This window comes from Saccharopolyspora sp. MMCC62, assembly GCF_057736575.1.
In genome coordinates this window covers 1-25,707 of the sequence record NZ_JBYKCM010000007.1, presented here as the reverse complement: position 1 = coordinate 25,707, position 25,707 = coordinate 1, and the positions used below count along the sequence as shown (strand labels likewise).

Here is a 25,707-nt window from a genome sequence, read left to right as displayed (position 1 = left end):
CAACTCCGATCGAGCATCGTCCGATGCGGGAAAGGCATCGCACGCGGGAGGCGAGCATGTTCACCCTCAACCAGCTGTCCGGGTTCGTCGCGGTGGCGGAGGAACTGCACTACGGGCGGGCGGCGGCGCGGCTGCGCATGACCCAGCCGCCGTTGAGCAGGCAGATCCAGCTGCTGGAGCGCGACCTGCAGGTGCGGTTGTTCGACCGCAGCGGCCGCGCGGTGCGGCTCACCCCGGCGGGGCGGGCGTTCCTGCGCGATGCGCGGCGGCTGCTGCACGAGGCGGAGAACGCGACGCTCGCGGTGCGGCGGGTGCCGAGCGGCGCGGCCGGCGTGGTGCGCGTCGGGTTCACCGCGACCTCGGCCTACGGGAAGCTCGGCGGGGTGCTGGAGACGGCGCGGGAGCGGTTGCCGCACGTGGACGTGGTGCTGCGGGAGCTGGTGACCCGCGAGCAGCTGGACATGCTCTCCTCGGGCGCGCTGGACCTGGGCCTGGTGCGGCCGCCGATCACCCGGCCGGAGCTGGATTCGCGGCGACTGCTGGCCGAACCGCTGCTGGCGGCGTTGCCCGCGGGGCATCCGCTGGCAGGTTCGGAGACGTTGAGCCCGGCGGACTTCGACGCCGCGGACGTGGTGATGTACTCGCCGACGGAGGCCCGCTACTTCCACGAGCTGCTGGTGAGCGTGTTCCGCGAGGCGCACGTGTCACCGCGCTACACCCAGCACGTGAGCCAGGTGCACACGGTGCTGGCGCTGGTGCGCGCCGGGCTGGGGATCGCGCTGGTGCCGTCGACGGCGACACTGCTGCGCTTCGACGGGGTGGTGCTGCGGCCGGTGGCCCTGCCGGATCCGGAGCCGGTGGAGCTGCACCTGGCGTGGCGCCGCGCCAACGACAACCCGGCGCTGGGCGCGCTGCTGGCGCTCGTCTGACGAGCCGGTGCCGGGGCGCTGTTCGCGGTCGCCGGACGGCCCGCGCCGGGTGGCCGGCCGGCTCGCCGCGCGGTTCGGTGCGGCGGGCCGGCCACCCGGTGATCAGCGGACGGCGTCGGGCTGGGGGAACCAGCGGCGGATGTCCTCGGGAGTCGCTTTCGCGGTGCGGTTGAACACGAAGCGGGCGTGCGGGAGTTCGGCGTGCACCAGGTTGACCAGGGACTCGAACAGCTCGGTGTTCTGCGCGGCCAGCCGGACTCCGGCGCCGATGAGCACCGCGTCGTAGGGGCGGTCGGTGATGCGCCGCCGCACGGTCTCCAGCGCGGTCTCGCCCGAGTCGATCTGGCAGCCGTCGACCTCGTACCCGGCGGCGCGCAGCTGCGCGATGTTCTGCTCGTGGGCGGCTTGCAGCCGTTCGCGGGACAGGCCGGGGAAGCGGGCGAAGTCGGGTGAGTCGTAGTCGACGACGTCGGGGTGCAGGCCGATCTGGATGGCGCGGACGGTCATGGCGGGCGTCCTCTCTCGCTCGCCCGTCCGAAGCGGTTTCCGGTGCTGTGCGGGCGGAATCCGCGTGGGAAGCGAGGCCGGGCTCCGGGGCGGCGCGGGCAAGTCAACGGGTGTTGACCGGAACGCTAGCGGACGCGCGAGCGGCAAGTCAACCAGTGTTGACATGGCCCGTCCGTCCCGGCGCGCGCTTCTTCAGGCCGGGATGGCGCAGCGGAGCATGCCGTCGTCGCCGCGGACCGCCGTCGGGTTCGCGCGCAGCAGCCGCAAGGCCTCCTCGTCGAACCGCTGAAAGCCGAGGAACTCGCGGCCCGCATCGCCGTCGCGGTACACGGCGGCCCATCCGTGCAGGTCATCGCAGGTCACGTGGTAGGTGAGCGCGGGTGGCGCCAAGGTCGGCAAGGTGATCCCTCCGGGTCGGACACTCAACGTGCGGATTGAGCACAGAGAGTATCCCCTTGGCGATCACTGCTCCATTCGGGGTAGCGAACTCGTCCTCATGCCGGAATGTCGAGATCCTCCGGATGGGCTGTCGGGCGGAGGTCGCACGGGCAAGGCCCCGCCGCGCGCGGTCCGCGGATCGCGCGCGGCGGGCGGCATCGCCGCGGTCAGGTCTTGGCGGTCTCGGAGCTCGCCGAACCGGATTCGGGCGCGGCGCCCTGGGCGGATTCCGCGCCGGCCTGCTCCGCGCTGCCGGACTCCGAACCGCCGGATTCCGAATCACCGGACTCCGCACCGGCCTGCTCCGCGGCCGCGGCCTTCTTCTTGCCCGCCTTCCGCTCGTACCCGAGCAGGTGGTCCCGCACCGCGAGGTGCGTGAACCGGTAGCCACCGTCCACCTTGGACAGCAGGCCGTGCTCGGCGAGTTCGCGCAGCAGCCGCGCTCGTCGCACCGGCAGTTCGCTGAGCGCCATCGCCCGCGCCAGCCACTCGGCGCCCGCGTTCTTCGCGGTGTCGAACGGGAACATGTCGGCGTGCCAGGCCGCAGGTGCCGCGAGCCCGGCGACCACCATCGCGATGGCGACGTCGAGGGCGCGTTCGTCCAGCAGCGTCCCGGTGAACAGCACCGGGAGCACGCCGACGAGCCCGGCCGCGGCGGCCACCGGCGCGGAGTTCTTCAGCCACGCGGAACCCTTGCCGTCGAACTCGGCGTACTGGTCGTCGCCGAACTGCCACCACACCTCGTCGCGGGCGGCGGTGGTGAGCCCGGCGACGATGCCGACCAGCACGGCGATGCCCATGGCGGTGAGCATTTCCTGCGGTCCGAGCCAGATCGTGGTGACCCCGACGACTCCGGCCCCGGCGGCGCCGAGCGCGGCGCTGTTGCCGGGCATCTTCGACCAGGCCTCGACGGCGCTCATGATGGTGAAGAACGCGGTGAGGACCACGACCGGCACCCCGATCCACCACGGCTGCGCGGCGAGCCAATTCGTGGCGGGGGTGGTGAGCCCGACGAGCGTCAGGCTCACCACCAGGCCGAGCACGTACCCGCAGGCGGCCGTGGTCCAGCCCTGCGGCACGGTCCGCGCCAGCTGCGCGGGCCGCAGCCACGGCAGCCCGGAGAGGTGGTCCAGGAACGCGATGTAGCCCACCAGCACCGCCGCGGTCACCAGCGCCGCCGCGGGCCCGAGCAGCATCCCCATCGCCAGCGTCACGCCGGTGACGGAACCGGCGAGCACTCCGGGCAACCCGCGCGCGAACACGTGCACGACGGTGCTGGAGGGCAGGTGCCGGGCCCACGCGACGAGGCTGGGCAGCCGGGTGCGGGCGGTGAGGTCGTTGCACAGCGGGCTCGCCGAGACCCGCGCCAGGAATCGCAGCGTGCGCCGCACCTTCTCCGCCGGGTAGCCGAGCTCCTCGGCGTGCTGGGCGGGCACGGCGGTCAGGTAGGCGTCGAAGACCTGGCGGCGCCGTTCGGCGGGTGTGCCGCGGAGGGCGATCTCCGACGGCGGCCGGTCCTGGTAGGCCAGCGCCATCAGGCTCAGCATCAGCGGCGAGTCGAGCAGTTCCCACAGCTGCGGGTCGGTGCGCACGACGCTGCGGACACCGTCGACGCGGCGCCCGAGGCGGGTGTAGAACTCGGCGACCTGCTTGCGGGTGAGCGGGTTGATCGTGACGGTGTTGCTCAGCTGCAGCGGTTCGGTGAGCTCTTCGTGGTCGGTGCTGCGGCAGCAGACGACGAGCTCGGCGATGGCGAAGTTGTCCCGCAGCTTGTTGATCTCGGTGACGCAGCGCTCCTGGTATTCCGGCGGGACTTCGTCGAGCCCGTCGAGCATCAGCCCGATGCGCCCCTGCTCCAGCCAGATCCGCCCGAGCGACGGGTGGATGTTGTAGCGGCGTTCGACCTCGCGCAGCAGCCACTTGTCGAAGTCGGTGGGCGGCGCGGGCCTCCGGTCGTCCCAGCGCCACCCGGACATCGCCCAGGAGCCGAGGTCGACGATGAGCGGGATGGGCCGCTTCTGGTCGCCCGCGGCGCGCAGGGCGAGGGCGCGGGTGAGTTCCAGCAGCAGGGTGGACTTGCCGGAGCCGGGGCCGCCCAGGACGAGCAGCGAACCGTTCGCCTCGTCGAGGGTGCCGGGCAGGTCGGCGCCGGCGGGCAGCTTGGCCTTCTTGCCCGTGCTGTTCTGCACGACGACGTCGGCGGGCCGGGCGACGGTCGGGGGCATGTCGTCGCCGTCGAGCAGTCCGGCCACGTGCGCGGCGAGCGAGCCGTTGAGCCGTTCGCGCGCGTACCGCTCGGCGCTGTGCACGGACCGTTCCCGGTTGGAGGGGGAGTTGAGCCGGCGGGCGGTGACCGGTTTGTCGGTGTTGGTGATGCGTTCCCACCCGGCGAGCGCGGCGCCGAAGAGCAGGAACACGATCACGAGCGGCCAGAGGACGGCGGCCAGCGGCCGGAGGAATCCGGGCAGGTAGCCGCCGGTTCCGATGCTGATGGCGGTGGGGACGAGGACCAGCGTGACGGCGATTCCCGCCCCGATGAGCAGCGCCGTCCGCACCGTGCGGGCGAGCCTGTTCTGCATGATCGTCTCTCCAGGGGTCGGCATCCGCGCGTGCGCCTAGAACTATGGTCCGGCGGGCACGGACTGTAAACGCTCCATTCCGGTCGGTGTGTCCGAGTGTGATCGGCGACGCGGTGAACGGCTCGCGGTGGATCGGCCTGGAATAGTTAAAACTTCAACGAGGTTCCAGCGGGTGCACCGGCGGACAGGACGGCCGGCCGAGGTGAGGAGGGCGCAGTGCAGTTCGGGATCTTCAGCGTGGGGGACGTGACTCCGGATCCGACGTCGGGGCGTACGCCGTCGGAGACGGAGCGGATTCAGGCGATGGTGCGGATCGCGGTGAAGGCGGAGGAGGTGGGCCTGGATGTGTTCGCGACGGGTGAGCATCACAATCCGCCGTTCGTGCCGTCGTCGCCGACGACGATGCTCGGGTATCTGGCGGCCCGCACTGAGCGGTTGGTCCTGTCCACGTCGACGACGTTGATCACGACGAACGATCCGGTGAAGATCGCCGAGGATTTCGCGATGTTGCAGCACTTGGCGGGTGGCCGGGTGGATCTGATGCTGGGGCGCGGCAACACGCCGCCGGTGTATCCGTGGTTCGGTCAGGACATCCGGCAGGGCATTCCGCTGGCGTTGGAGAACTACGGGTTGCTGCACCGGTTGTGGCGGGAGGACGTCGTGGACTGGGAGGGCCGGTTCCGGACGCCGTTGCAGGGGTTCACCTCCACTCCGCGGCCGTTGGACGGGGTACCGCCGTTCGTGTGGCACGGGTCGATCCGCAGCCCGGAGATCGCCGAGCAGGCCGCCTATTACGGTGACGGGTTCTTCCACAACCACATCTTCTGGCCGCCGCAGCACGCGGCCCGGATGGTGCAGTACTACCGGGAACGCTTCGCCCACTACGGCCACGGCACTCCGGAGCAGGCGATCGTCGGTCTCGGCGGGCAGGTGTTCCTGCGCCGCAACTCCCAGGACGCCGTGCGCGAGTTCCGCCCGTACTTCGACCACGCCCCGGTCTACGGCGGTGGTCCCTCGCTGGAGGACTTCTCCGCGCAGACCCCGCTGACGGTGGGTTCTCCGCAGCAGGTCATCGACCGCACCCTCGGTTTCCGCGACTACATCGGCGACTACCAGCGCCAGCTGTTCCTCATCGACCACGCCGGCCTGCCGCTGAAGACGGTCCTGGAGCAACTCGACCTCCTCGGTGAAGAAGTCATCCCCGTCCTCCGCAAGGAATTCGCCGCCCGCCGCGGCCCGAACACCCCCGACGCACCCACCCACGAGAGCCGCCGCCCCGCCCCCGCCGAATGACGGCGGAGCGAACGGACCGTTCGTCCAGCGGAACCGGACGAACGGTCCGTTCACCGGAGTGGGCGCTCGCCCGGTGGAGTTGTTCCGCTCCACCGGCGAAGAGCGGATACTTCGGGTGCATGGGCGACGACGTCGGGTGGCGGATCAAGCAGGCCAGAGAACGGGCGGGCATGAGCCGTCCCGTGCTGGGAGGCCTGGTCGGGCGTTCGGCCGAATGGGTCAAGGCGGTGGAGACCGGGCGGCTGCAGACCCCGAAGCTGCACACGCTGCTCCGGCTGGCGAAGGCGCTGGACGTCGCCGATCTGGCGGACCTCACCGGAGACCACGGCGCAGTTCCAGGATCCCGCCTCGACGGCGTCAGCTCGCATTCCGCGTTGCAGGACGTGCGGACCGCGCTCACCACCGATCGGTTCCGCGCACCTGCCGGTGCCGTCGATCTGCGCCACCTGGGGGAGCGGCTGCGGTCGGCCTGGACGCTCCGGCACGCTTCCCCGGACCACCGCACGAAGGTCGGACGAGTGCTCCCGGGCCTGATCCGCGACGCGCAGGACGCGGTGCGCGCGCAGCAGGGGACAAAGCGACGGCAGGCCCGGCGACTGCTCGCGGGAGTGCACCAGCTGGCGAACTTCTACGTCGCCTACCAACCGGCTCCGGAGCTGGTGTGGCTCGTGGTCGATCGCGCGGTCACCGAGGCCTACGAGGCCGACGACCCGCAGCTGATCGGCGGCGGTGCTTGGGCGATGGTGCAGGTGCTGCGCGAATCGGGGCGCTGGGACGAAGCGCTCGACGTCGCGACCGGAGCACTCCGGCTGCTGGAGGCGCGGCCGGAGGACGACGAGTGGAACGGGTTGCGCGGCGCGCTGCTCGTCGAGTGCGCGTTGACCTGGGCGCGCAAGGGGCGGCTGGGCGAAGCCCTGCGGTATTGGGACCTCGCCGACGAGGTGGCCCGGACGCTCGGCCCCGGTTATCGGCACGTGCAGTCGAGCTTCAGCATCCCGGTGCTGCGGGCGCACGCGGTGAGCATCAACGTCGACCTCCGGCGCGGCGGCCAAGCGCTGCAGGTCGACCGGAGGCTCGGAGGCGATCGGATCGCCTCGGTGCCGCGCCGCGCACGCCACCTGATCGAGCTCGCCCGAGCCCACGACCAGCAAGGCGATCGTCCGTCCACTTTGGCCACGCTGCGCGAGGCGCACCGCACGGCGCCGGAAACCACCCGCTTCAACGGCTGGGCACGCCAACTCTCCGCAACCCTGCTGGCGAACCCGCCCACGGGCGAGGCGGCCACGGCCCGCGAACTCGCCCGAGACTTGCGGGTCAGCTGATCAGGTGAGGGTACGGAAGCTACCCGGATCGCTGCTCCCGCTCCCTAACCTCGCGGCCATGACGAAGAAGAGGTTCCTGCCGATGACGTGGGTGTTCGCCCGCACCCCGGCGGGACGGTCCTACACGTTCCGCTGGGGGCGCGGGGAGCACCTGATGACGGTGCACTCCGGTGACCGGCGAGGTGCGCACGACGACGAGCACCTGCTGGACACCGTGCACACCGGCGGGGACTGGGACGACGACGAGGACGTGCGGGTGCTCGCGCGGAAGTGGTTGCAGCGCAACGAGGAGATCCCCGAGCGCCCGCCGCCGCGCGGACCCGGTCGCCGGTGAGGTCAGGACACCGCGGGCAGGTGCTCCTCCAGGTCGTTGAGCAGCGCGCGCACCGGCGCCCAGCACATCATCACGGTGTCGTCGTCGAACGTCACCGCTCCCCGCAGCTCCGCGGCGGGGTGGACGAAGTTGCGGAACTCCACGACGTGATCGGCGAAGTTCTTCGCATCGCCTTGGATCCAGTTCCGCTCGTGCGCGGTGTCGAGCATGATCTGGAGACCTGCCTTGTCCGGCTTGAACTTGCGGCCCGTCGTGCCGATGAAGCCCTCTTCGCGGATCTTCTCGTCGCGCTCCATGAACAGGGAGTACAGCAGTCCCTCCACGAAACTGCCGATGCTGATGATGGCCATGGTGTGCGCCCCGACCTGCTCGCACAGCTCCGCTTCCCGGGAGCGGTTGAGCAGCCGGTCGACCGCCTTTGCATCGGCGATCAGCCGCGGTAGGCGCTGCGCGAGGTTCTCCGGTGCGGAGTAGCGCGCCGTCCCGTCGGTTCCGACCTCGCCGAGCACGGGGCGGCCGTCGACGAGCGAGATGACGAGCCGTTCGGCGTCCAGCTTCTCGTTGAGCTGTTCCCGGAACTTCTCGGCGATCACCCGGCCCTCGTCGTGCTCCACCGGATCGCACACCCGGCACAGCAGCCGCTCGATGCGCGCGTGGTCGTCCCGGTTCTCGATCAGCTGCTCGGCCAGCCACGGCACTCGCGGCGTCCCGTCGTACTCGGGGGCAGGCGTCCAGCCCGCCCGGCGCAGCAGCGGCTCCAGCTCGTACGACTTCCGCTCGTACGGCCCGCCCATGTCCACGATCACGGCGGCGACCCGTTCGGCGGTGCGGTCGTCCAAGGGCAACATGTCAGCGGTCCTCCCGATCTGCTTGGTCCTGGGCGATCTGCACGGCGCGGGTCAAGCGCTGCACGATGACCCGGCCGCGCTTGGCCTTGCCCAGTTCGGCCATGGCCTGGGTGATGCGTTCCTCGCGGTCCAGCTGCAGGCCGTCGCGCAGCAGCCAGCGGCACAGCCCGATCAGCTCCCGCTCGGTGTACTTGTCCATCGGCTGGCCGGGCAGCACGTCCGGGCGCGGTCCGCGCCGCGATTCGGGGGAAGGCCCGGACCCGCGGACCGGCTCGGCGGGCGGCTCGGCGAGGGGTTCCGCGTCCGCGTCGCGCATCGCCTCCTCCCACGCCTTGAGGATCTTCTCGGTCTCGCCCGCGCGGTCCGCGAACCACGCCGATGCCCACACCCGGTGGAAGCGCCAGCCCAGGTTCTCCAGGTGCGCCTGCCGCAGCCGGTCGCGTTCGCGGACGCTGTGCGCCTGGTGGTAGCTGTCGCCGTCCGCCTCGACCGCTAGCACCATCCGGCCCGGCCGATCCCGGTGCGCCAGCGCGAAATCGATGCGGTACCCGGAGAAGCCCCACTGCGGGTGCACCTCGACGCCCCGCTCGGTCAGCGCGCGCCGCACGTCCTGCTCGAAACCGTTGAGCTCCTGCGGCAGCCGCCGCCCCACCTGGTCGATCTCCCCGTGCCGCTGCGCGAACTCCAGGTAGCGGCGCAACAGCTCGGTGCCGTTGACGGTGTCCGAGGGCGCCAGGTCGCCCGGCTGGAACGAGCACACCACGCTCATCCGCCGCTTCGCGCGGGTCACCGCCACGTTCAGCCGCCGCTCGCCGCCCTCGCGGTTCAGCGGCCCGAAGCTGCGCCCGTCCACCCGGCCGGTGATGCGCTTGGCCACGCCGATGGTGAGGATGATCGCGTCCCGTTCGTCGCCCTGCACCCGCTCCAGGTTCTTCACGAAGAACCGGGAGCCGGGGTCGGCCTGCGCGTCGAAGAACTCCTGCACGTCCGGGCGTTCCTGCACCGCTCGGCGCACCTGCGTCTCGATCCGCGCCGCGTGCTTGTCGCCCATCGCGATCACGCCGAGGCTCTCCCCGGGGCGCGTCGCGGCGTGCTCCAGCACCAGCTCCACGACCCGCTCCACCTCGGCGGGCGCGGACCCGTCCTGTCCCGGCGAGGCCACCCCGTCCACGACGTGCAGCGACACCGGCGGTTCCTTGCTGGAACCGGGGAAGGTGACCAGGCCGTCGCCGTAGATCTCCCGGTTCGAGAACGCGATGAGCCGTTCGTCCCTGCTGCGGTAGTGCCACTCCAGCTGCTCTTGGCGCGGGATCCACGTCCGCATCGCCGTCAAGATCGACTCGTAGTCCCGCAGCCCCGTCTCGTCGCTCTCCCCGTCCTCGACGAGCATCCGGCCGAAGAAGTTCGACGGCGGCAGCTGCTTGTCGTCCCCGGCCACCACCAGGCTGCTGCCGCGCGCGATCGTCGCGATCGCGTCCTGCGGCTGGACCTGGCTCGCCTCGTCGAAGACGACCAGGTCGAACAACCGCTGCGCGGGCAGCGTCCGGCTCACCACCAGCGGCGACATCGCCCAGCACGGGAACAGCGCCAGCAGCACGTTCGGCGCGTGCTCTACCAGACGGCGCAGCGGCATGTGCCGGGACTTCTTGTTCGCCTGCTCCCGCAGCAGCTTCGTCTCGTCCGGATGGTCGTCGCGCACCTGGCGCAACGCCTTGCCGACCTCCCACAGCACCCGGTCGGCGGCCGAGGCGCGGTGCTCCCGGTCGGCATCGCGGTAGTCGCGCACCAGGCGGTCGTGCTCGGCGGCGGTGAAACCGCGCAGCGCGGGGGAGTCCAGCTTGAACCGGTCGAGTAGCGACTTCAACCAGGTGTGCTGGAACAACGCCCAGGCCGCGTCGCCGTCGAGGCCCTGGCGGGCGATGTCCTGCACCAGCTGGCCGAGGCCCAGCCGGTCGAACTCGCCGAGCAGCCTGGTGATGTCCTCCATCCGCCACAGCGTGTCCTGGTCGGCGAGCAGCTCGTCCAGCTCGGCGTCCACCTGCTCGACCGGTTTGCGCTCCACGTCGCTGAGCTTCGCGAACAGCGCCACCGAGGTGAGCTGGTCGCGCAAGGTGTTGAACCGCTCCATCGTCTCGCCGAGCCCGGTCACCTCGGACGGGTGCCCGGCTGGGTCGCCGAGCGCCTGCCAGCGGTCCCGCTGCTCGCGGACGGCGCCGAGCTTGCGATGCAGCACCGAGCGCTGCTTGATCCCGTCGGTGGAGGCCCGGGTGATCTCCTTGCGCAGCCGCCTGCGGGCCAGCCAGCCGAGCCCGTTCCCCGCCTGGGCGCGTTCGCGCCGCGAGGCGACCGCGAAGTACCAGTCGTCGAGCAAGGTGCCGAACACGTCCGGCCCGAACTCGCGCACGCTGTCGTTGACCCCGCCCAGCAGGTGCAGCACTTCCTGCCAGCCCGCCAGGTCCAGCGGGGTGCGCAGACCGGTCTGGCGCAGCACCGAGGTCATGCTCTGCCGACCCGCGTGCATGGTCTCCTTCGCCAGCGAGTTGAGCTGGACCAGGATCTCCTCGATGTCCTGCGCACTGCGGATCTCCGCCTGCCACCAGGGCGATTCCCGCCGCACCACCCGCAGGCCGCCCTTGTCGATGAAGCCGCGCAGGTCGTCCTCCAGCCGCGCGGCGGTGTCCGCGTCGAGCAGGTGCAGGACGGACTTGGCGAACACGTGCGGCGATGCGGGCGCGCGGAGTTCCAGCAACTTCGCCTGGACCTGGAACGCGCTGAGCCGCCACGGGTCGCGTGGCCAGTGCAGCTCGTCGGAGTACTGGCGCGACGCGGCGCGACGCTTGCGCACGTCCCGGTGGTTGCCGCCCACGTCCGGCCGCGCGTGCCGCCCCGCCGACTCCAGGCTGTCCTGCAGCTGGCGGGCCACGTGCTTCTTGTCCACCCGCTGCTGGTGCAGGTCGAAGACCAGCTTGTCCAGACCGACCTGCGCCAGCCGGCCGGTGACCGCCTCGATCGCGGCCCGCTTCTCGGAGACGAACAGCACCCGCTTCCCGCGCGCCGCCGCACCCGCGATGATGTTCGCGATCGTCTGGCTCTTGCCGGTGCCCGGCGGTCCTTCGACGAGCACGTGGTGCCCCGCCAGCGCCGTGTCGATGGCCCGCTGTTGCGAGGAATCGGCGTCCTGCACCAGGAATTCCGCAGCCGGTTCCACCGAGTCCGCGGCCGGGGCGTCGTATCCCGCGGCCTGCGCGCGCACGTCCGCCCGCGCCGGTTCGTGCCCGGCGAGCGCCGCGACCAGGTCGTGCTCGGCGAGCAGTTCCACGGCCTGCTGCAGGTCTTCGACCATCGGCTGCTTGGCGTAGTTGAACAGGCCGCACACCACGGCGGGCTCCACGTCGAGCGGCACGCCCTGCCGCTCGGCGATCGAGGTGAGTTCGGCGCTCACCCGGTCCACCTGCTCCTGCGGATCCTCGGTGGCCCCCAGCACCTCCTGCACGGTGGCGGTGAACGCGGGCAGGTCCAGGTCGAGGCCGTAGTCCTGGTCGAGCGCGTGCAGCAGCACCGGGTTGATCTCCACGTCGCGCTCGGCCTCCAGCACGAACTCGCTCTCGGCGGACGTGCGCGCGATGATCCGCAGCGACCGCAGCAGCAGCGGCGCGCGAGTGGTCCGCGCGGGTGCGTGCGGGGTCGAGCCGTGCCGGGGTCCGGCCACGACCAGGCCTTGCGCGACCTTTCCGATGTCGATGCCCTGTTCCTCGGTGAACGCCGTCATGGTGCGCCGCAGCGAGCGGGCGCGGGTGCACGCGTCCTTGTGCGCCGCGGAATCCTCGAACAGCGCGCTGAGCTTCACCGGCTTTCCGAGCAATAGATCCCGCACGAATGCGGGTTTTGCATTCGACAGGTCCAAGCTCGTCGTCTTCGTGTTCTTGAAGTGCAGCAGCGTGTTCTGCGGGCCGAACTCGATGAGGTTCTTCGCCCATTGCTCTGCTTCGGCGCGCACGAGGTCGAGGCGCTGATCGTGCTGGTCGGCGGACATGCCGCGGATCTCCTCTACCGGAAATGTCGCACTGATTCCTGCTGGCGCGGTGCAGGGCCGCCGATCGCGGCGAGCCCGATAGATTCTCGAACCACCGGACCAGCGGCAATCGGCCGAAAGAGTGAGACATCTTCGGTGTGCGGCGCAGTTCCGATTGGTTCTTCTGCATCGTGCCGCACGGCCCGTGACTCGTTGCACGGGGTCCTGGATCAGGAGTTCCGGACTTCGTGTCAACACGCCCGCGGCCGGGGATCTCGCCGAGGCGCTCGGCCGGTGTTCTCGATTTCCGGATCATGTCGACGAGTGCGCCGCGCGGAGCGCGAAAACGTGCGTCCGGCGGCCGGAATCGGGATCCGGATCAGTGCACAGTGGACTCGGCGGGGTCTTGCGCGCCGGATGCGATGCATCCCCGGAGCAACGCATCCGGCGCGGCACCGCGTGCGCGGCGCACCCTGACCCCCTGGTTCGGGCGGCAGGAACGCGGCGCACCGGGCCGAGCCGTGGCGGACGCACCGGAGGTCCAGTCGCGGCCCTCCGGAGAAGACGAGTGCGACTGGGTTGATTCCTGCTGGTGAGCAGCCTAAATTGTGGCGCCCGCCGAATACAAGGGGATCTGCGCCTACAGTGGGAGGACGGGGGTACCGCACCCCCGTGCTTCCTGGGGGTGTTCGTCGTGTCGGGTGATCGGCGCGTCAGCGCGCGGCGCTTCCGGCTGCTCTGCGAGCAGCGCGGCTACGGCTACCCGGAACTGGCCCGTGACCTGCGCAAGCGCGGGGTCGTGGTGTCCAGGGAAGGGCTCGCGAAACTGGGCCGTGCGCCGGATTCGCCGCTTCCGCCGTACGCCGCCGAGCTGGCCGGGCTCCTCAAGACGTCCGTGGCCTACATCACCGGGTGCGACCGGCAGTTCCTCGGCAAGCGCTTCCGCGACCTGTACCGGCAGCGGGGCTGCTCGCTGGCCGCGCTGGCCGACCAGTTGCACCGCTCACGGCAGGTGAAGGTCTCGACGCAGTACCTGCAGCAGCTCGCGTGCGGCCGGAACACGAATCCGCGCGCCGAGATCGTGGACGGGCTCGCCGCGCTGCTCGGCACCACCCCGGACTACCTCAACGGGTGCGACGAGGTCGTGGTCCCCGAGCAGGCCCGGCGCATCCGGCCCGCGCCCGCCCCGGCCGATCCGCGGCGCACCGCCGTCGAGGGCTAGCCGCGCGCGGCCGGCCGCTCCTGGTGCGCGTGCAAGGCCTGCGCCCACGCCACCAGCGGCTCGGCGACCACGCGGAAGTCCATGCCCGCCTCGCTCAGCGCGTAGGTCGCGGGCCGCCCGCCGCGATCGTGGTCGACCAGGCCGCGCCGTTCCAGCTCGCCGAGCCGCTGCGACAGGGTGACCTGGCTGATCCCGACCTCGCGGGCGAGTTCGTTGAACCCCCGCGGGCCGGTCAGCAGCACGCACACCACGTGCATCGCCCACTTCTCCTGGAACATGCCCAGGACGCCGCCGGAGACCTCGCCGGGTTCGGTGGGGCGCAACCCGTTCCGGGTCGCCCACGCGGTCATCTCGGCGAACATCGGGCGCAGGCCTGCACCGCGCTCCGTCAGCGAATAGCGGGTGCGGGGCGGGGAACCGTGCAGCACCTCGCGGTGCACCAGGCCCGCCTCGGCGAGTTCGGAGAGCCGCTGCTTGAGGGTGCTCGGGCCGGGGCCGGGAATCTGCCTGCGCAGCTCGTTGAACCCGAGCGGGCCGGGGCTCAGCGCGTGCACGACGTGCAGCGCCCAGCGGGTGTTGAGCACGCCGACCGCGGCGACGAACACCTCGTCGTAGCGGACTTCGGTCGCTCCCTCCGGCACGCGCCCATGATACGGCCCGCCTTTCCGGCGCCGGGTGCGGTTCACCCGGGTCGGCGGGTTCCGCGCTCGGCGGTACGGCTCCGGCGGCGAGGGAGAATTCCGCCGAGGAGTCCGATTCCGCCGGATGTCGCGGAACCGCACCGCGAAACCCGCTGCGCCGCGGATTGGCGGACGGGAGCGACTCGTGAACCCCGTCGGCCGCAACGAAGAATCGCATTCACACCGGAGCGGGGGCCAATTCCGGGAAAGCGTCTCCGGAGAACGGTCATCGGCGCACCGCGGCGGAGGCGGGGCAGGGCGCTCGGGAAGACATCGGTGGCGAACAATCGCCACGGGCGAGCGCGATCGACGCGCCGCACGAATCGGCTGTCGGGCAAATCGGCTTGCGGGCAAATCGGCTAACGGGCACGAATCGGCTGCCGGGCGCGCAACCGCTGCCCGACGGCGTGGAACTCCCGATCCCCGCGATGCTCGCGGGCGTTCTCAGCAGGGCCCCAGGCGCGGAGAGCACCCCGTTCCGCGTCCGGGACCTCCGCTCACTCGGGCCTGCGGTGCCCGCCGCCCGCGTTGTTCAACCCGGACAGCAGTCGCTGCATGACCTGCGGGTCCAGCTCTTCCGGCTCGTCCCCGAGCGCCTCGGCGGCGGGGGAGCGGCGCTTCTCGCGGCGCGGCAGCGGAACGGCGGAGGCGCTCATCCCAGGGGGGAGCCCCAGCTCGCACCAGCGGCGGTTCCCGACCCCGCGCAGCGGTTCCACGCCGGTGCGCTTCCCCTCTAATGCCTGCAACGTGGCGGGAGCGTGGCCCCGGGTCTCGTCCTCCACCTCGATGACCAGGCAATCGCCGCGCAACCGCAACCTGATCGTGAGGAATCCCGGAGATTTCGGGTCGGATGCCTGCACCGCGGCGTCCACCATGCTCAGCGTGGTCTGCGCGGCCTCGTCCGCCAGCGGTCGCAGCGACCACTCGCTGAGGGTGAAGCGCACGAAGATGTCAGTGCAGTTCATCGCGGTGGGCAGTGCGATGAGTCGCAGGTCGTCGACCTGTGCGGTGTCGGCGTTCACCTGGTTCCTTCCTGTCGTGCTCCGGTGCGAGCCGCAGCCGTCACCCGGACTCCGTATCTTGCCAACCTGACTTTCTCCCGTGTCCGGCAGGGTTGCCGCCGAGGGTGTCATGCCAGGCCGTCCGCGCGACAGTCACGATCCGGACGCGGCAGGGCCTTCGTGCGGTGCGGCGGAGGCACCAGGATCGATCCACTGTGCGCACCCGCCGCGCCGATGGGCCGGGTTCCTCGGCAATGCTCGGCGCGATTCCGTTGCGGACGGTGGATTTCCCCGCGGGAACGTCCTACCGCGGGTTTCCCCTCGCCAACCGGGAATCCTCCAACGGCGATCAGCATTCCCGTCGACGCCGCACTCGTGATCATAGCCGAAATGCCGAAGCGGCCTCGCGGGTTCGCACTGAGGGTGAAAGTTCTCGGCATGCTGGTCGGCCGCGCGGAGTTCCGGAGAACGGCGCGAATCCGGTCGCCGACAGCGTAGGGTGATCCAACCGACACGGATGGTGCGCTGCGAGGTGGCCGGATGGGCGAGTCGAATTCGATCGAGAACCACTTCGACGGGCGCGCAGGCGGTGATGTCCAGCAGATCGCGATCAACGCCGGGACCGTGGTGTCCGGCGGCGATCGGCAGCCGGTCGGCCACAAGTTCAGCCCGCTCGACCAGCCCTTCTACAACCAGACCGAGCCCGTGCGGCAGCTCGGCGAGCTGATCGAATCCCGAGATCCGAATCTGGTCCGCGTGCTGGTGGTGTCCGGTCTCATCGAAGTCGGCAAGACCGCGGTGGCGATGAGGGCGATCGACCGGTACTGGGACCTGCCGGTGATCGTCATCCACCTGGACGGCTACCGCGACGACGCGGAGGACGGCGATGTCCTCCGGGAGGTGCTGATAGCAGACGGCGTGGCGCCCCAGCTGATCTCGCCGAAACACCAAACCCAGCGCGACATGTTCACGAAGCGGACCAGCGGGGGACCGGTGGCCGTGCTCGTCGACGGCGCCAGATCCGCTGCCGAAGCAGAGCAGTTCCGCCCCGGAGCAGCGGGCAGCGTCGTGGTCGTGACCAGCTGGACGACGCGACTCGACGGCTACTCGGTGGCGGAGGACCACGTGGTGCGCATCGAACCGCTCAGCCGCGAGCATGCGGTGGAGATGCTCGTCGGCCGGTGCCGACGGCTCTCCGATGAATCTCCGGATGTGGTGGCGGCGCTCGCCAAGGCGTGCGGCGACCATCCCGGGATGCTGCGGCGGGTGGCCGACCGGTTGCGGGTGTGCCGGAGCGAGGACGTCGCCGAGTACATCGACCGCATCCTGCGCGCCCCGGACGAACTGGATTTCCTCAGGCCCTTCTACGAATCGCTGTCCGAAGCCGACCGGGCTCGCTACCGTTCTCTCGGCATGGTGGGGGTTCCGTACTTCACCGCCGAGACGCTGGCGCTCCTCTGGAACCGGGAGCTCGGAGCAGCGTGGGGCGAGATCCGGCGCTTCATCGAGTGGGACGTGATCGCGGACGACGGGATGGGGCGACTCCGCGCGGATCGGCTCGTCCACCGGCACGCGGCTCACGAATGGCACATCCGAACGTCGGACGAGGAGAAGCGCGAGGCGGTGCGGTCGTTGGCGGACGGCTACCTCCCGACCGCCCACGCCGCGGACGTGGCGGTGCTGACCGAGGATCGGCTGCGCGTCGCGACGCGAGGACGCATGCACCCGTGCGATCGGTTCCGGGGTGGAGGCGGCGAGCAGCGTGCGCTCGACTGGCTGGCGGCGAACCGCATCCTCCTGCAATGGCTGGTCGATGAGGCCGCCGCGCACGGTCTCCCGCGGCAGGCGTGGCAGTTGGTGGAGGCGTTGACGGCCCTGTACGTGAACCAGGGACACGTCGACGATTGGATCAAGTACACGCTGATCGGCGTCCAGGCCGCGCACGCGGACGGTGACCTGGCCGCGGTCGCCCGGCTGTCCAGCTTCGGCACCCGGCCGCTGGTCCAGCGGGGTCGCTTCGAGGAGGCGCGGAGCGCGCTGGCAGAGGCGCTCCGGCTCGCCCGGGAGGACGGTGACCTGCGGCTGTGCGCCTCGGTGCACGAGCGCATCGGGCGCTACCGCGCCGTTGTCGTCGGGGCGATCGCGGCGGGAACCGTGGTTCCCGACGACGAGATCGACGGCTCCGCGATCGCCGCCTACCTGCGGGCGGAGGAGCTGTTCACCGCGGCCCGAGACCGACGGGGAGGATTGATCGTCCGCATGTACCGCGGCCAATCGCTCGGCGAGGACGGCTCGCCCGATGCGCTGCCGACGCTGCGCGCCGCGCTGAGCGGTTTCGAGGACACCGGCGAGTCCCGGATGGTGGGTCGCTGCTGGGCTTCGATCGGCGTCGTGCAGCGGGGGCTCGGTGACGTCGAGGCGTCCGCGACCTCGCTGCTCGAAGCGGTGGCGATCCTGTCCACCGGCGGCTATTCCGTCTACGAGTACGAGGCCAGGGCGGAACTCGCCACCACCGCCGAGCTCGCCGGGGACGCGGACCTGGCGCGGGACAACTCCCGCCGCCGCCACGAACTGGAGATCGAACTGGGCCTCGCCGTCCCGGTGCGGTAGGCGTCACCGGTGGAGCGCCCGCACCGCCGGCCCCGGGGAGGTGAACTCGCCGCTCCGGAGTCGTCGGCGATGCCCGGCGCGAGGCCGACCGCGAGCGGCCGGTCACCGCAGTGGAACGGGCTCCCAGGTGGACGTCCGGACCACTGGGGCGGTGATCCGAGCCCCGGGAGCGCTGCCCCGTCATCTCGATCTGAACGGCCCCGCGACCACGTGCACCTGAGTGGTGGCCGCAGGTGGGCGGGCCGCGCATCGCCCGATCCGGCCACGTCGTCAGGACGTTCGCGTACGGTGGGGTGCCGACTACTGCCGGGTGATGAGGATGGGCGCATGAGCGACGGGCCGGAGAGCGCGAACTCCGTGTCGGGCACGGTCGGCGGTCCGGTGGTGCAGACGGGTGCGCACTACGGGGACAACTACTTCGGGACCGCCCCGGCACGCATCCCGCACGAAATCCGGCCGTTGACCAGCGGGTTCGTCAACCGGGAACGGGAGCGGGCCCGGCTGCGCGAGCACCTCGCGCACAGCGACGGCACCCGCGGCTCGAAGGTCGTCATGCTCACCGGGCTGCCCGGCGTCGGGAAGTCCGCGACCGCCCGGCACGTCGCGGGCGAGGTCGACGCGTACCCCGGCGGCGAACTGTTCGTGGACTTCGGGACGCTGCGCGGCGCCGACGGGGCGGCGATCAGCGACGCCCTCGGCGACTGCCTGCGGCGGCTCGGCGTGCAGGACAAGGCGATGCCCGCGACGCTCGCCGGGCGCACCGAGCTCTACCAGACCTGGACCAGCGGGAAACCGCTGCTGGTGCTGCTCGACGACGTCGCCGAACCGGCCGAGGTCGAACCGTTCGTGCCCAACGCGCCGGGCAGCTCCGTGCTGGTCACCAGCAACCGGCGGCTCAGCGAACTGCTGCTGGACGAGGCCTCCGTCGTCGAGATCGACCCGCTCACCGACGAGGCGGGCAGCGAGCTGATGCAGGCGCTGTGCGGGGCGCGCCGCGCCGAGCAGGAACCCGCGGCGATGCGCGAACTCGCCGGGCTGTGCGGCGGATTCCCCGAGATGCTGCGGTCCATGGCGGCCGCGCTCCGCAAGCACCCGAGCCTGCGGGTCGCCGAACTCGTCGCCGAGAACCGGGCCGACGGCGCGCGCCTGACCTCCCCGTTCAACGTCGCCTACAAGATGCTGCCCGCCGAGGCCGCCGAGCTGTACCGGCGGCTGGCGCTGCTGCCGGTCGGCGAATTCGGCCGCGACCTCGCGGAAGCCGCCGCCGGCCCCGGCCGGACGTACCGGGACCTGGACGAACTGGTCGACGCGCACCTCGTCGTCGACGAGGGCGACGGCCGGTACCGGATGCACGACCTGGTGCGCGCGCACGCCCGCTCCCTCGCCGAACGGCACGACTCCGCCGAAGAACGGGCCGCGGGGCTGCGGCGCATCGTGCGGCACTGCCTGCACCGGGCCGCGTTCGCCGACCTCGCGGTGCTCGGAGCCGGACGACTGCGGATCACCGAGCATGCCGAGCTGCTCGCCGGGCAGCGGCAGCCGTTCACCGGGGACCGCGCCAAGCAGGACGCGCTGGCCTGGATGGACGCGGAGCGCGGCGCGCTCGCCGCGGTGCTGCGGTCCGCTGTGGACGGAGGGCTGGGCCGGGAGGCCTGGCAGCTCGCCGAAGCGCTCACCGCCCTCTACGTCAACCGCCGGCACCTGCTGGAATGGGTCGGCGCCACCGAACTCGGGGTGCGCGCCGCCGAACTCGACGACCGTCCCGACGCCGCCGCGCGGCTGGGCAGCTTCGCGTCCCGCGCGTTCACCGACCTCGGCCACTTCGACCGCGCGCGTGCGGAGCTCGACGCCGCGCTGCCGGTCGCCGAACGGATCGGGGAACCGCGGCTCACGGCCTCCGTGCACGAACTCGTCGGCCGCTACCGGGATGCCACCGGTGAACCGGCCGCCGCCGTCGCCGCCTACCGGCGGGCGATCGACCTGTTCACCGCCGCGGGCGACGCGCGCGGCCGCGCCTTCGTCGGCTACTTCCTGGGTTGCGCCGAAGACGCCCTCGGCGAGCACGCGCGAGCGCTCGACACGCTGCGGGACGCGCTGCGGCTGATCAGGGCGGTGCCGGACGAGCGGATGGCCGGACGCGCCCTCGCCGCCATCGGCACCGCGCACGCGCACCTCGGCGCGCTCGACGACGCCACCGCGGCGCTGCACGAGGCCATCGCGGTGCTCACCGCGGGCGAAGACCACTACTACGCGGCGCAGGCGCGAGAAGCGCTCGCCGACGTCGCCGCCACCAGCGGGGATGCCGCACTGCGGCAGGAGAACCTGCGCGCCGCGCTCGCCGTCTACGAGCGGTACGGCAGCCCCCGCGCCGACGGCGTGCGGGAAGCACTGGCCGCGCTGGGCTGACCGCCCGGCTTCGAATCCCGCCCGGTGCGGCGGGTGGCGGAACCCCGGCGGGGCCGCCACCTGCCTTCCCAGCACGATCGCACTGTTACTACAGCAGCGCTGCTGAACCAAGGCCCCGAGGAAAGGTTCCGTTCGTGGACAACCCGCACCGGCCGAACCCCGCTGAGCACAGCCGTCGCGTGGTCCTGACCTCCGCTCTCGGTGCCGGAGCGGCGGCCCTGGTAGGCGGCTGCAGCATCGAGCACCTGTCCGCGACATCGGCCGCGGGGACGGCGATCGACGTCGATTTCGGGACGGCCGAGTACTTCCCCCTGCTCAAATCCAAGATCGGGGTGGGGCGGGCGCTGAGCTCACCCGACATCCTGGACAGCCTGCAGCACCTGGACCGGATCCGCCCCGCGCTCTACGACGCGGAGATCCGCTTCCCCGACACCGGTTATCCCTCGCTGACCCCCTACCCGTTCGCGGTCGGTGCGGACGGCGAGATCTCCGTGCAGCGCAACGAGTTCCTCGACGAACTGTTCACCGGGCTCCGCGACCGGAACATCGAGATCATGGTGCAGCTCGAAGGCGGGCCCCAGCAGTTCTGGGATTACAGCGCGGACGACCGCCCGCACCTGTTCCCGAAGCCGGACGACCTGGCGCGCTCGGCCGAAGCCATCGGCAAGTGGGCCGAGCTGTACGCGGAGTACCCGATCAGCTGGTGCACCTGGAACGAGCCCAGCCACACGCTGACCGGTTCCCCCGATCGCCTCGCGGTCAAGCAGATGACCGACATCTACTCCGCCTACACCAACGCCATCGCACCGCAGGGCCTGTTCGGCATGGCCAGCTTCATCACGCCGAGCACGACCGCGCGCCCGGCGTTGGGCGGGCGCACCCACCTGCAGGCGTCGATCGACGCGCTGCGCGAACGCCGCCGGGAACAGCCCGCGCTGCCCTTCGACTACCTGACCCTGAACAACTACGGCGAGGAGCTCGGCGGGCTGTTCGACGGCGCCCGCAACGCGCTCGGCACCGACTTCGACCACGTGCCCCTCATCCAGGCCCAGTCCGGGGTGTTCCTGCCGCACGACTGGGAGAAGCGCGCGGGGAGCACGCTGGAAGCGGTGCGATCCATGAAGTCGCTGCAGCACGCGCTGCGCGTTCCCGACCTCCAGACCTTCACCTTCAGCGGCTGGATTCCGCACCTGATCACCTACCAGCGGGGCCGGGCGCTCCAGCTGCCCCTGTTCCACGCGCTGGAGCTCTACGCGCGGATGCCGGAGCGGCGCGGCGCGGTGCGCGGACTTCCCGCGGGGATGGGTGCGATGGCCGCGAGCGACCCCCATCGCAGCGCCGTCCTGCTCTGGAACGAGTCGGAGCAGCCGCAGACCGTCGACCTGCGGCTCGCCGACCTGCGGAACTCCGGGGACGCCGAGGTGCGTGTCCACCACGTCGACGCCGAGCACGGCAGCCCGCTGGAGGACGGTGACGGGGCCTTCGAACCGACCGAGGTCACGGTGCTGGATCGAGCGGCCGGGCCGGTGGCGAAGACGGTGACCGTCGCGGGACCCGGCATCGCCTACGTCGAGGTGGGCGCCGCCGCCCCGCACCCGGTGCTGGACCGGACCGGCCTGGACGCCGAACTCGTGCGCAAGCACACCCACGCCGACCGGACCGCGAGTCCGAACGGGACCGTGTCGGTCCGCGGCAACGCCTACGGGTGCTACGACGCGGTGCGCGCCATCGCCTACGTGGGCGTCGACGGCGACGACGGCACCGCGCTGGTCGGGGCCGAGTACCGCGGTCTGCCGGACGAACTCCCGGTGGAGGTCGAAGCCGACGGGCCCGTCACTCGGCCGGGCTCGGCGCAGGCGATGTTCGGCATCCGCGTCGACTACCTGCAGCAGGGCCGGGCGGTGCGCAGCGTGCTGTGGCATGGCGACACCTGCGCGGCCGGCCGCACGAACGCGCTGCCGTGGGGGAGCGGCGGCCCGACCGCGGACGTCCTGGTCGAGACCCGCGAGCTCGACCGGATCCGGGACGGCCGCGCGCCACTGGTGCTGCCGCTGGCGAGCCGCGCGCCGTCCGGCTGGGCGGCGGCGGGTGCGCACGCGATCCTCTCGTTCTGGATGGATTCCACCGGTCCCGGATCGCAGGCCCGCTTCGTGCTGGGGTAGCGGTCGGCGGGCGGTGGCGGTCAGCCGGATTTCCTCGGCACCGCAGGAGATCGTGAAGTCGCCGCTAGTGAGTCCGTTGAGGACGATCGCGTGCGCGGCCGATGCCACGAGCATCGGATCGGCTCCGGTGGCGGAGAAGCGCATCGTCCGTCCGTTCCGGACGGCGGCGGTCATGCCGTAACCGGTCGGTTTCGGTGGACTCCACGATCGTGCGCGCTCACCAGCATGCGGCCGAGGATCGCGAGAAGGGGTTCCGGCCAGGCGAGCCGGCTGACCACGCCATCGGCCGGCCTGGTGGCGGCCCGACCACGAAGATCCGCCTGGCTGCCGACGGCAACTGCCGCCCCCTGGCTTTCGTCCTGACCGGACAGCCCGGGGACGCTCCGGCCGTCACCGAAGTGAGAGCGCGATTGCGCGTCCCCCGCGCTGCGGACGTCCTCGGACCAGGGAAGTCGTCCTGGTGGACAGGGCAACTCCGCACGCGCTCTCCGCCAGTACCTGGACAAGCGCGGTATCCGGGCGGTGATCCCCGTCCCGGCGGGCCGGCAAGGCCACCGGCTGTGGCGCGGCAGCCGAGGAGGTAGGCCACCCGCCTTCGACCGCGAGGCGTACGAGCAGTGCAACACCGTCGAACGGTGCATCAATCGCTTGCAGCAGTGGCGCGGTCCCGCCACCCGCGTTGCGCAGACCGCGACCATGTACCTGGCCGGACTCCACGGGGCAGGCATCTTCCTGTGGGCCGCAAGACGATCCGAATCGAACTTTCCAGGGATCACACCGGGGCGCCCGGGAAGGACGGCTTGATGACGCGGCTGCCGAACTTCCACTGCCCGTCCACGCGAACGTATTCGTCCTCGTACTGGACGTGGGAACGAACGTAGCCGCCGTCGTTCTTCACCACTTCCACGAGGCAGCAGACACTCCCCGTCGCGCGGTCGCCCTCGATGTCCGTCACCAGGTGGTTGAACATGACGTGGATGATGTAGCGGGCATGGGCGAAGAGTGAGTCGCGGAAGAAGTCGCGTATCGCCTCGCGCCCTCGGAACAGGCCGAAGCCGGTCTCGCGTTCGTCGAGGACGCCATCCTCGGCCCAGCAGCCAGCGGACTCATCCAGCCGGAAGCCGTCGAAGGCAACCGCGTAACGAGTGTTGAGATCATGGATGGCGGCACGATCGGCGAGATGATTCATAGGACGACCTCACGTGAAGAAGGGATGCTGCGGGCTCCGACCGCGGCTGGCTCGGACGAGCCGGGGAACGGTGCACATGGTTCCCAGCCCGTGTCAAGGCTCTCCAGCCACGAACTGACCAGCGATCTCCACGAAACCGCCCAGCACGACCGCTCGCCCGGCCGCATTGCCCTGCGGAGCGGTGGCCCGACCGCTGACATCCCGGTGGACACCCGGGAGCTCGACCGGAACCGTGCCGGTCGCTCGCCGCTGGCGCCGTTCGGCGAACCGTTCCCCTCCGGCTGGGAAGAGGGGGTGCACCCGTGGGCCTCTCGTTCCGGCCGGGCTCCGCCGGTCGTGGCTCCGAGCCCGCCTACCGGGTCAGCGGTCGGTGGCGGTCAGCCGGATTTCCTCGGCACCGCAGGAGATCGTGAAGTCGCCGCTAGTGAGTCCATTGAGGACGATCGCGTGCGCGGCCGATGCCACCAGCATCGGATCGGCGCCGGTGGCGGAGAAGCGCATCGTCCGTCCGTTCCGGACGGCGGCGGTCATGCCGTTCGGGTGGGCGGCCAGCCACACCCGGGCGCCCGGGAACTCCGCTCGGGCCTGGTCGGTCCAGGCCAGCGCCGTGGCCTCGTCCGCGCACGTCCCCTCGCGCACCAGCACCGCCGCGGACTGGTGCCGCAGCAGCCGCGGCTCGTCCTCCCGCACCGCCAGGTGCCGCTGCACCGCCGACTCCCGCACCGGCCCATCGGCCCGGCGCACCGCCGCCGGATACCGCCGCACCACGATCCGGTCCGGCCCGGTGCACTCGGTGAACACCTCGAAGGAGGCCGGTTCCCGCCGGTACGGCCGAGGATTCGCCGGTTGCAGCAGCGGGGGTTCCCCGTCCGGGACGGGCAGGTCCAGCGCGTGGTACAGCACCTCCCGCAGCACCCCGGTCGCCTCGCCGAGGTGCGCGAACACCTGCCCGGCCAGCTCGGCGAACCGGGCCGGGGCGTGCGTCCGCCACGACGCGTCGAGCTGCTCGCGCAGGTCCCCGGCCACGTCGAGGTGCTCGGCGGTGTCCGCCAACGCCGCCACCGGTGTGCCCGGCACGCTCTCCGCGCCGACCGACGCCAGCAGCAGCGGCTTGCCCAAGCACGCCGCGTACAGGCTCACCGAACCGTGATCGCCCACGACCTGGTGCGCGGCCACCAGCGCCGCCTGCCAGCCCCCGTCCGGCGGCAGCAGCAGCAATCCAGCGTCCAACGCGTCGGCGAACCAGGTGCGCACCCGCAGATCCCCGTAGCGCGACCAGATGTTCGGGTGCATCGCCAGCGCCACCCGGTACTCGTCGGCGGGCAGCTCCGCGCACAACCGCCGGGCCAGTTCCCGGGATCGGCCCAGCGCCGACTCCTCGCCCCACGTCGAGCTCAGCAGCACCAGCCTGCGGCCGCGCAGGTCCAGCTCCCGCCGGAACCGGTCCCGCAGCGGCAGGCTCGCGCGCAGCTGGTCGAAGGTCGGATCGCCGACCACGGCCGTGTTCCCCGCGACCTCCGGGCGCACCGCCGCCAGCTGCCGGTGCTGCGACTCGTGCGCCAGCGTCAGCAGCACCTTCCCGCTGCGCAGCGCGTATTCCGGCGGCAGGCCCGCCAGCCTGGTCCCGCCGGTCTTCGGATCGTGCACGTGCTTGTTGAAACCGATGCCGTGCGGCAGCACCACCACCGGCCGGGTCAGGTCCAGCTCCGCGAAGTCGACGTTCTCGCTCGCCGAGATCGCCAGCGCGTACGGGAGATCGCGCACCTGCGACCACGGCACGATCCGCTCGGCGCGCTCCTCCCGCAGCAGCTCCAGCGCGCCACCGCTGTGCGGGGAGGTGTCGTTGACGGTGAACACCAGGTCCACGCGGAAGTCGTCCCGGAAGAACCGCAGCGCATCCAGCAGGCGGGCGGTGGAGGTGACGGTGCGCCCGATGACGAGCACGGTGCGCTCCGGCCGGAAGGTGCCGTGCTCCGGCTCGTCCCCCGCGACCCGGCGGTTCCGCGCCTCACGCGTCACGGCGTCGTCCGGTGATCGAGTGAGCACGGCCCCATGCTGCCCGGCACCGGCCGCCCGGCGCTAGGAGGGTCGAGTCGCGGAGTCGCGGAGTCGCGGAGTCGCGGAGTCGCGGAGTCGCGGAGTCGCGGAGTCGCGGAGTCGCGGAGTCGCGGAGTC

The 25,707-nt window shown here is 71.5% G+C and carries 17 protein-coding genes; 8 read left to right on the top strand and 9 right to left on the bottom strand.

Annotated elements, in window-relative coordinates; genetic code table 11:
- Window positions 1-56 precede the first annotated feature (56 nt).
- Window positions 57-929 carry a LysR substrate-binding domain-containing protein gene (locus AC29IT_RS17450; protein WP_358445940.1) on the top strand — a complete coding sequence of 291 codons (873 nt, stop codon included), beginning with the start codon at window positions 57-59 and terminating at the stop codon, window positions 927-929.
- Window positions 930-1,031: 102 nt separating this feature from the next.
- Here the strand turns inward: AC29IT_RS17450 and AC29IT_RS17445 are convergent, their stop codons facing one another.
- The 3 genes from AC29IT_RS17445 to AC29IT_RS17435 form a co-directional block, all read right to left on the bottom strand.
- Window positions 1,032-1,436 (bottom strand): hypothetical protein, encoded by a 405-nt coding sequence (locus AC29IT_RS17445; protein ID WP_358445938.1) that lies wholly within the window; start codon window positions 1,434-1,436, stop codon window positions 1,032-1,034.
- Between the two features lie 192 nt (window positions 1,437-1,628).
- Complete coding sequence (locus AC29IT_RS17440) at window positions 1,629-1,835, bottom strand: hypothetical protein (RefSeq protein ID WP_488219438.1); 207 nt, start codon at window positions 1,833-1,835, stop codon at window positions 1,629-1,631.
- 206 nt (window positions 1,836-2,041) lie between these two features.
- Complete coding sequence (locus tag AC29IT_RS17435) at window positions 2,042-4,453, bottom strand: NACHT domain-containing protein (RefSeq protein ID WP_488219437.1); 2,412 nt, start codon at window positions 4,451-4,453, stop codon at window positions 2,042-2,044.
- Window positions 4,454-4,669: 216 nt separating this feature from the next.
- Here AC29IT_RS17435 and AC29IT_RS17430 point away from each other — a divergent pair, with 216 nt between their 5' ends.
- The 3 genes from AC29IT_RS17430 to AC29IT_RS17420 all read left to right on the top strand — a co-directional run bounded on the left by AC29IT_RS17430 (window position 4,670) and on the right by AC29IT_RS17420 (window position 7,402).
- Window positions 4,670-5,746 carry an LLM class flavin-dependent oxidoreductase gene (locus AC29IT_RS17430; RefSeq protein WP_488219436.1) on the top strand — a complete coding sequence of 359 codons (1,077 nt, stop codon included), beginning with the start codon at window positions 4,670-4,672 and terminating at the stop codon, window positions 5,744-5,746.
- A 119-nt stretch (window positions 5,747-5,865) separates the two neighbouring features.
- Entirely contained in the window at window positions 5,866-7,068 is a 1,203-nt protein-coding gene (locus tag AC29IT_RS17425) for a helix-turn-helix domain-containing protein (protein ID WP_488219435.1), read from the top strand.
- Between the two features lie 58 nt (window positions 7,069-7,126).
- On the top strand, window positions 7,127-7,402 hold the full coding sequence (locus AC29IT_RS17420; RefSeq protein WP_488219434.1) for a hypothetical protein: 276 nt from the start codon (window positions 7,127-7,129) through the stop codon (window positions 7,400-7,402).
- A gap of 2 nt (window positions 7,403-7,404) precedes the next feature.
- Here the strand turns inward: AC29IT_RS17420 and AC29IT_RS17415 are convergent, their stop codons facing one another.
- Window positions 7,405-8,250 carry a hypothetical protein gene (locus AC29IT_RS17415; protein WP_488219433.1) on the bottom strand — a complete coding sequence of 282 codons (846 nt, stop codon included), beginning with the start codon at window positions 8,248-8,250 and terminating at the stop codon, window positions 7,405-7,407.
- Window position 8,251: 1 nt separating this feature from the next.
- Window positions 8,252-12,283, bottom strand: coding sequence for an AAA domain-containing protein (locus AC29IT_RS17410; protein WP_488219432.1), 4,032 nt, complete (start codon window positions 12,281-12,283; stop codon window positions 8,252-8,254).
- Between the two features lie 673 nt (window positions 12,284-12,956).
- Between AC29IT_RS17410 and AC29IT_RS17405 the strand changes: the two genes are divergently transcribed.
- Entirely contained in the window at window positions 12,957-13,484 is a 528-nt protein-coding gene (locus tag AC29IT_RS17405) for a helix-turn-helix domain-containing protein (protein ID WP_488219431.1), read from the top strand.
- On the opposite strand, the gene AC29IT_RS17400 is transcribed toward AC29IT_RS17405, so the two are convergent.
- Window positions 13,481-14,125: a winged helix-turn-helix transcriptional regulator gene (locus tag AC29IT_RS17400; RefSeq protein WP_358446423.1), complete on the bottom strand. Its 645-nt coding sequence runs from the start codon at window positions 14,123-14,125 to the stop codon at window positions 13,481-13,483. The genes AC29IT_RS17405 and AC29IT_RS17400 overlap by 4 nt on opposite strands.
- Before the next feature lie 536 nt (window positions 14,126-14,661).
- On the bottom strand, window positions 14,662-15,186 hold the full coding sequence (locus tag AC29IT_RS17395; protein ID WP_358446426.1) for an ATP-binding protein: 525 nt from the start codon (window positions 15,184-15,186) through the stop codon (window positions 14,662-14,664).
- Window positions 15,187-15,705: 519 nt separating this feature from the next.
- Between AC29IT_RS17395 and AC29IT_RS17390 the strand changes: the two genes are divergently transcribed.
- The 3 genes from AC29IT_RS17390 to AC29IT_RS17380 all read left to right on the top strand — a co-directional run bounded on the left by AC29IT_RS17390 (window position 15,706) and on the right by AC29IT_RS17380 (window position 22,343).
- Entirely contained in the window at window positions 15,706-17,775 is a 2,070-nt protein-coding gene (locus tag AC29IT_RS17390; protein ID WP_488219430.1) for a tetratricopeptide repeat protein, read from the top strand.
- A 327-nt stretch (window positions 17,776-18,102) separates the two neighbouring features.
- Complete coding sequence (locus tag AC29IT_RS17385) at window positions 18,103-20,181, top strand: NB-ARC domain-containing protein (protein ID WP_488219429.1); 2,079 nt, start codon at window positions 18,103-18,105, stop codon at window positions 20,179-20,181.
- 134 nt (window positions 20,182-20,315) lie between these two features.
- Window positions 20,316-22,343 carry a hypothetical protein gene (locus AC29IT_RS17380; protein WP_358444100.1) on the top strand — a complete coding sequence of 676 codons (2,028 nt, stop codon included), beginning with the start codon at window positions 20,316-20,318 and terminating at the stop codon, window positions 22,341-22,343.
- Between the two features lie 772 nt (window positions 22,344-23,115).
- Here AC29IT_RS17380 and AC29IT_RS17375 read toward each other — a convergent pair.
- Complete coding sequence (locus AC29IT_RS17375; RefSeq protein ID WP_488219428.1) at window positions 23,116-23,532, bottom strand: nuclear transport factor 2 family protein; 417 nt, start codon at window positions 23,530-23,532, stop codon at window positions 23,116-23,118.
- Window positions 23,533-23,892: 360 nt separating this feature from the next.
- On the bottom strand, window positions 23,893-25,578 hold the full coding sequence (locus tag AC29IT_RS17370; RefSeq protein WP_488219427.1) for a helix-turn-helix domain-containing protein: 1,686 nt from the start codon (window positions 25,576-25,578) through the stop codon (window positions 23,893-23,895).
- Window positions 25,579-25,707: the final 129 nt, after the last annotated feature.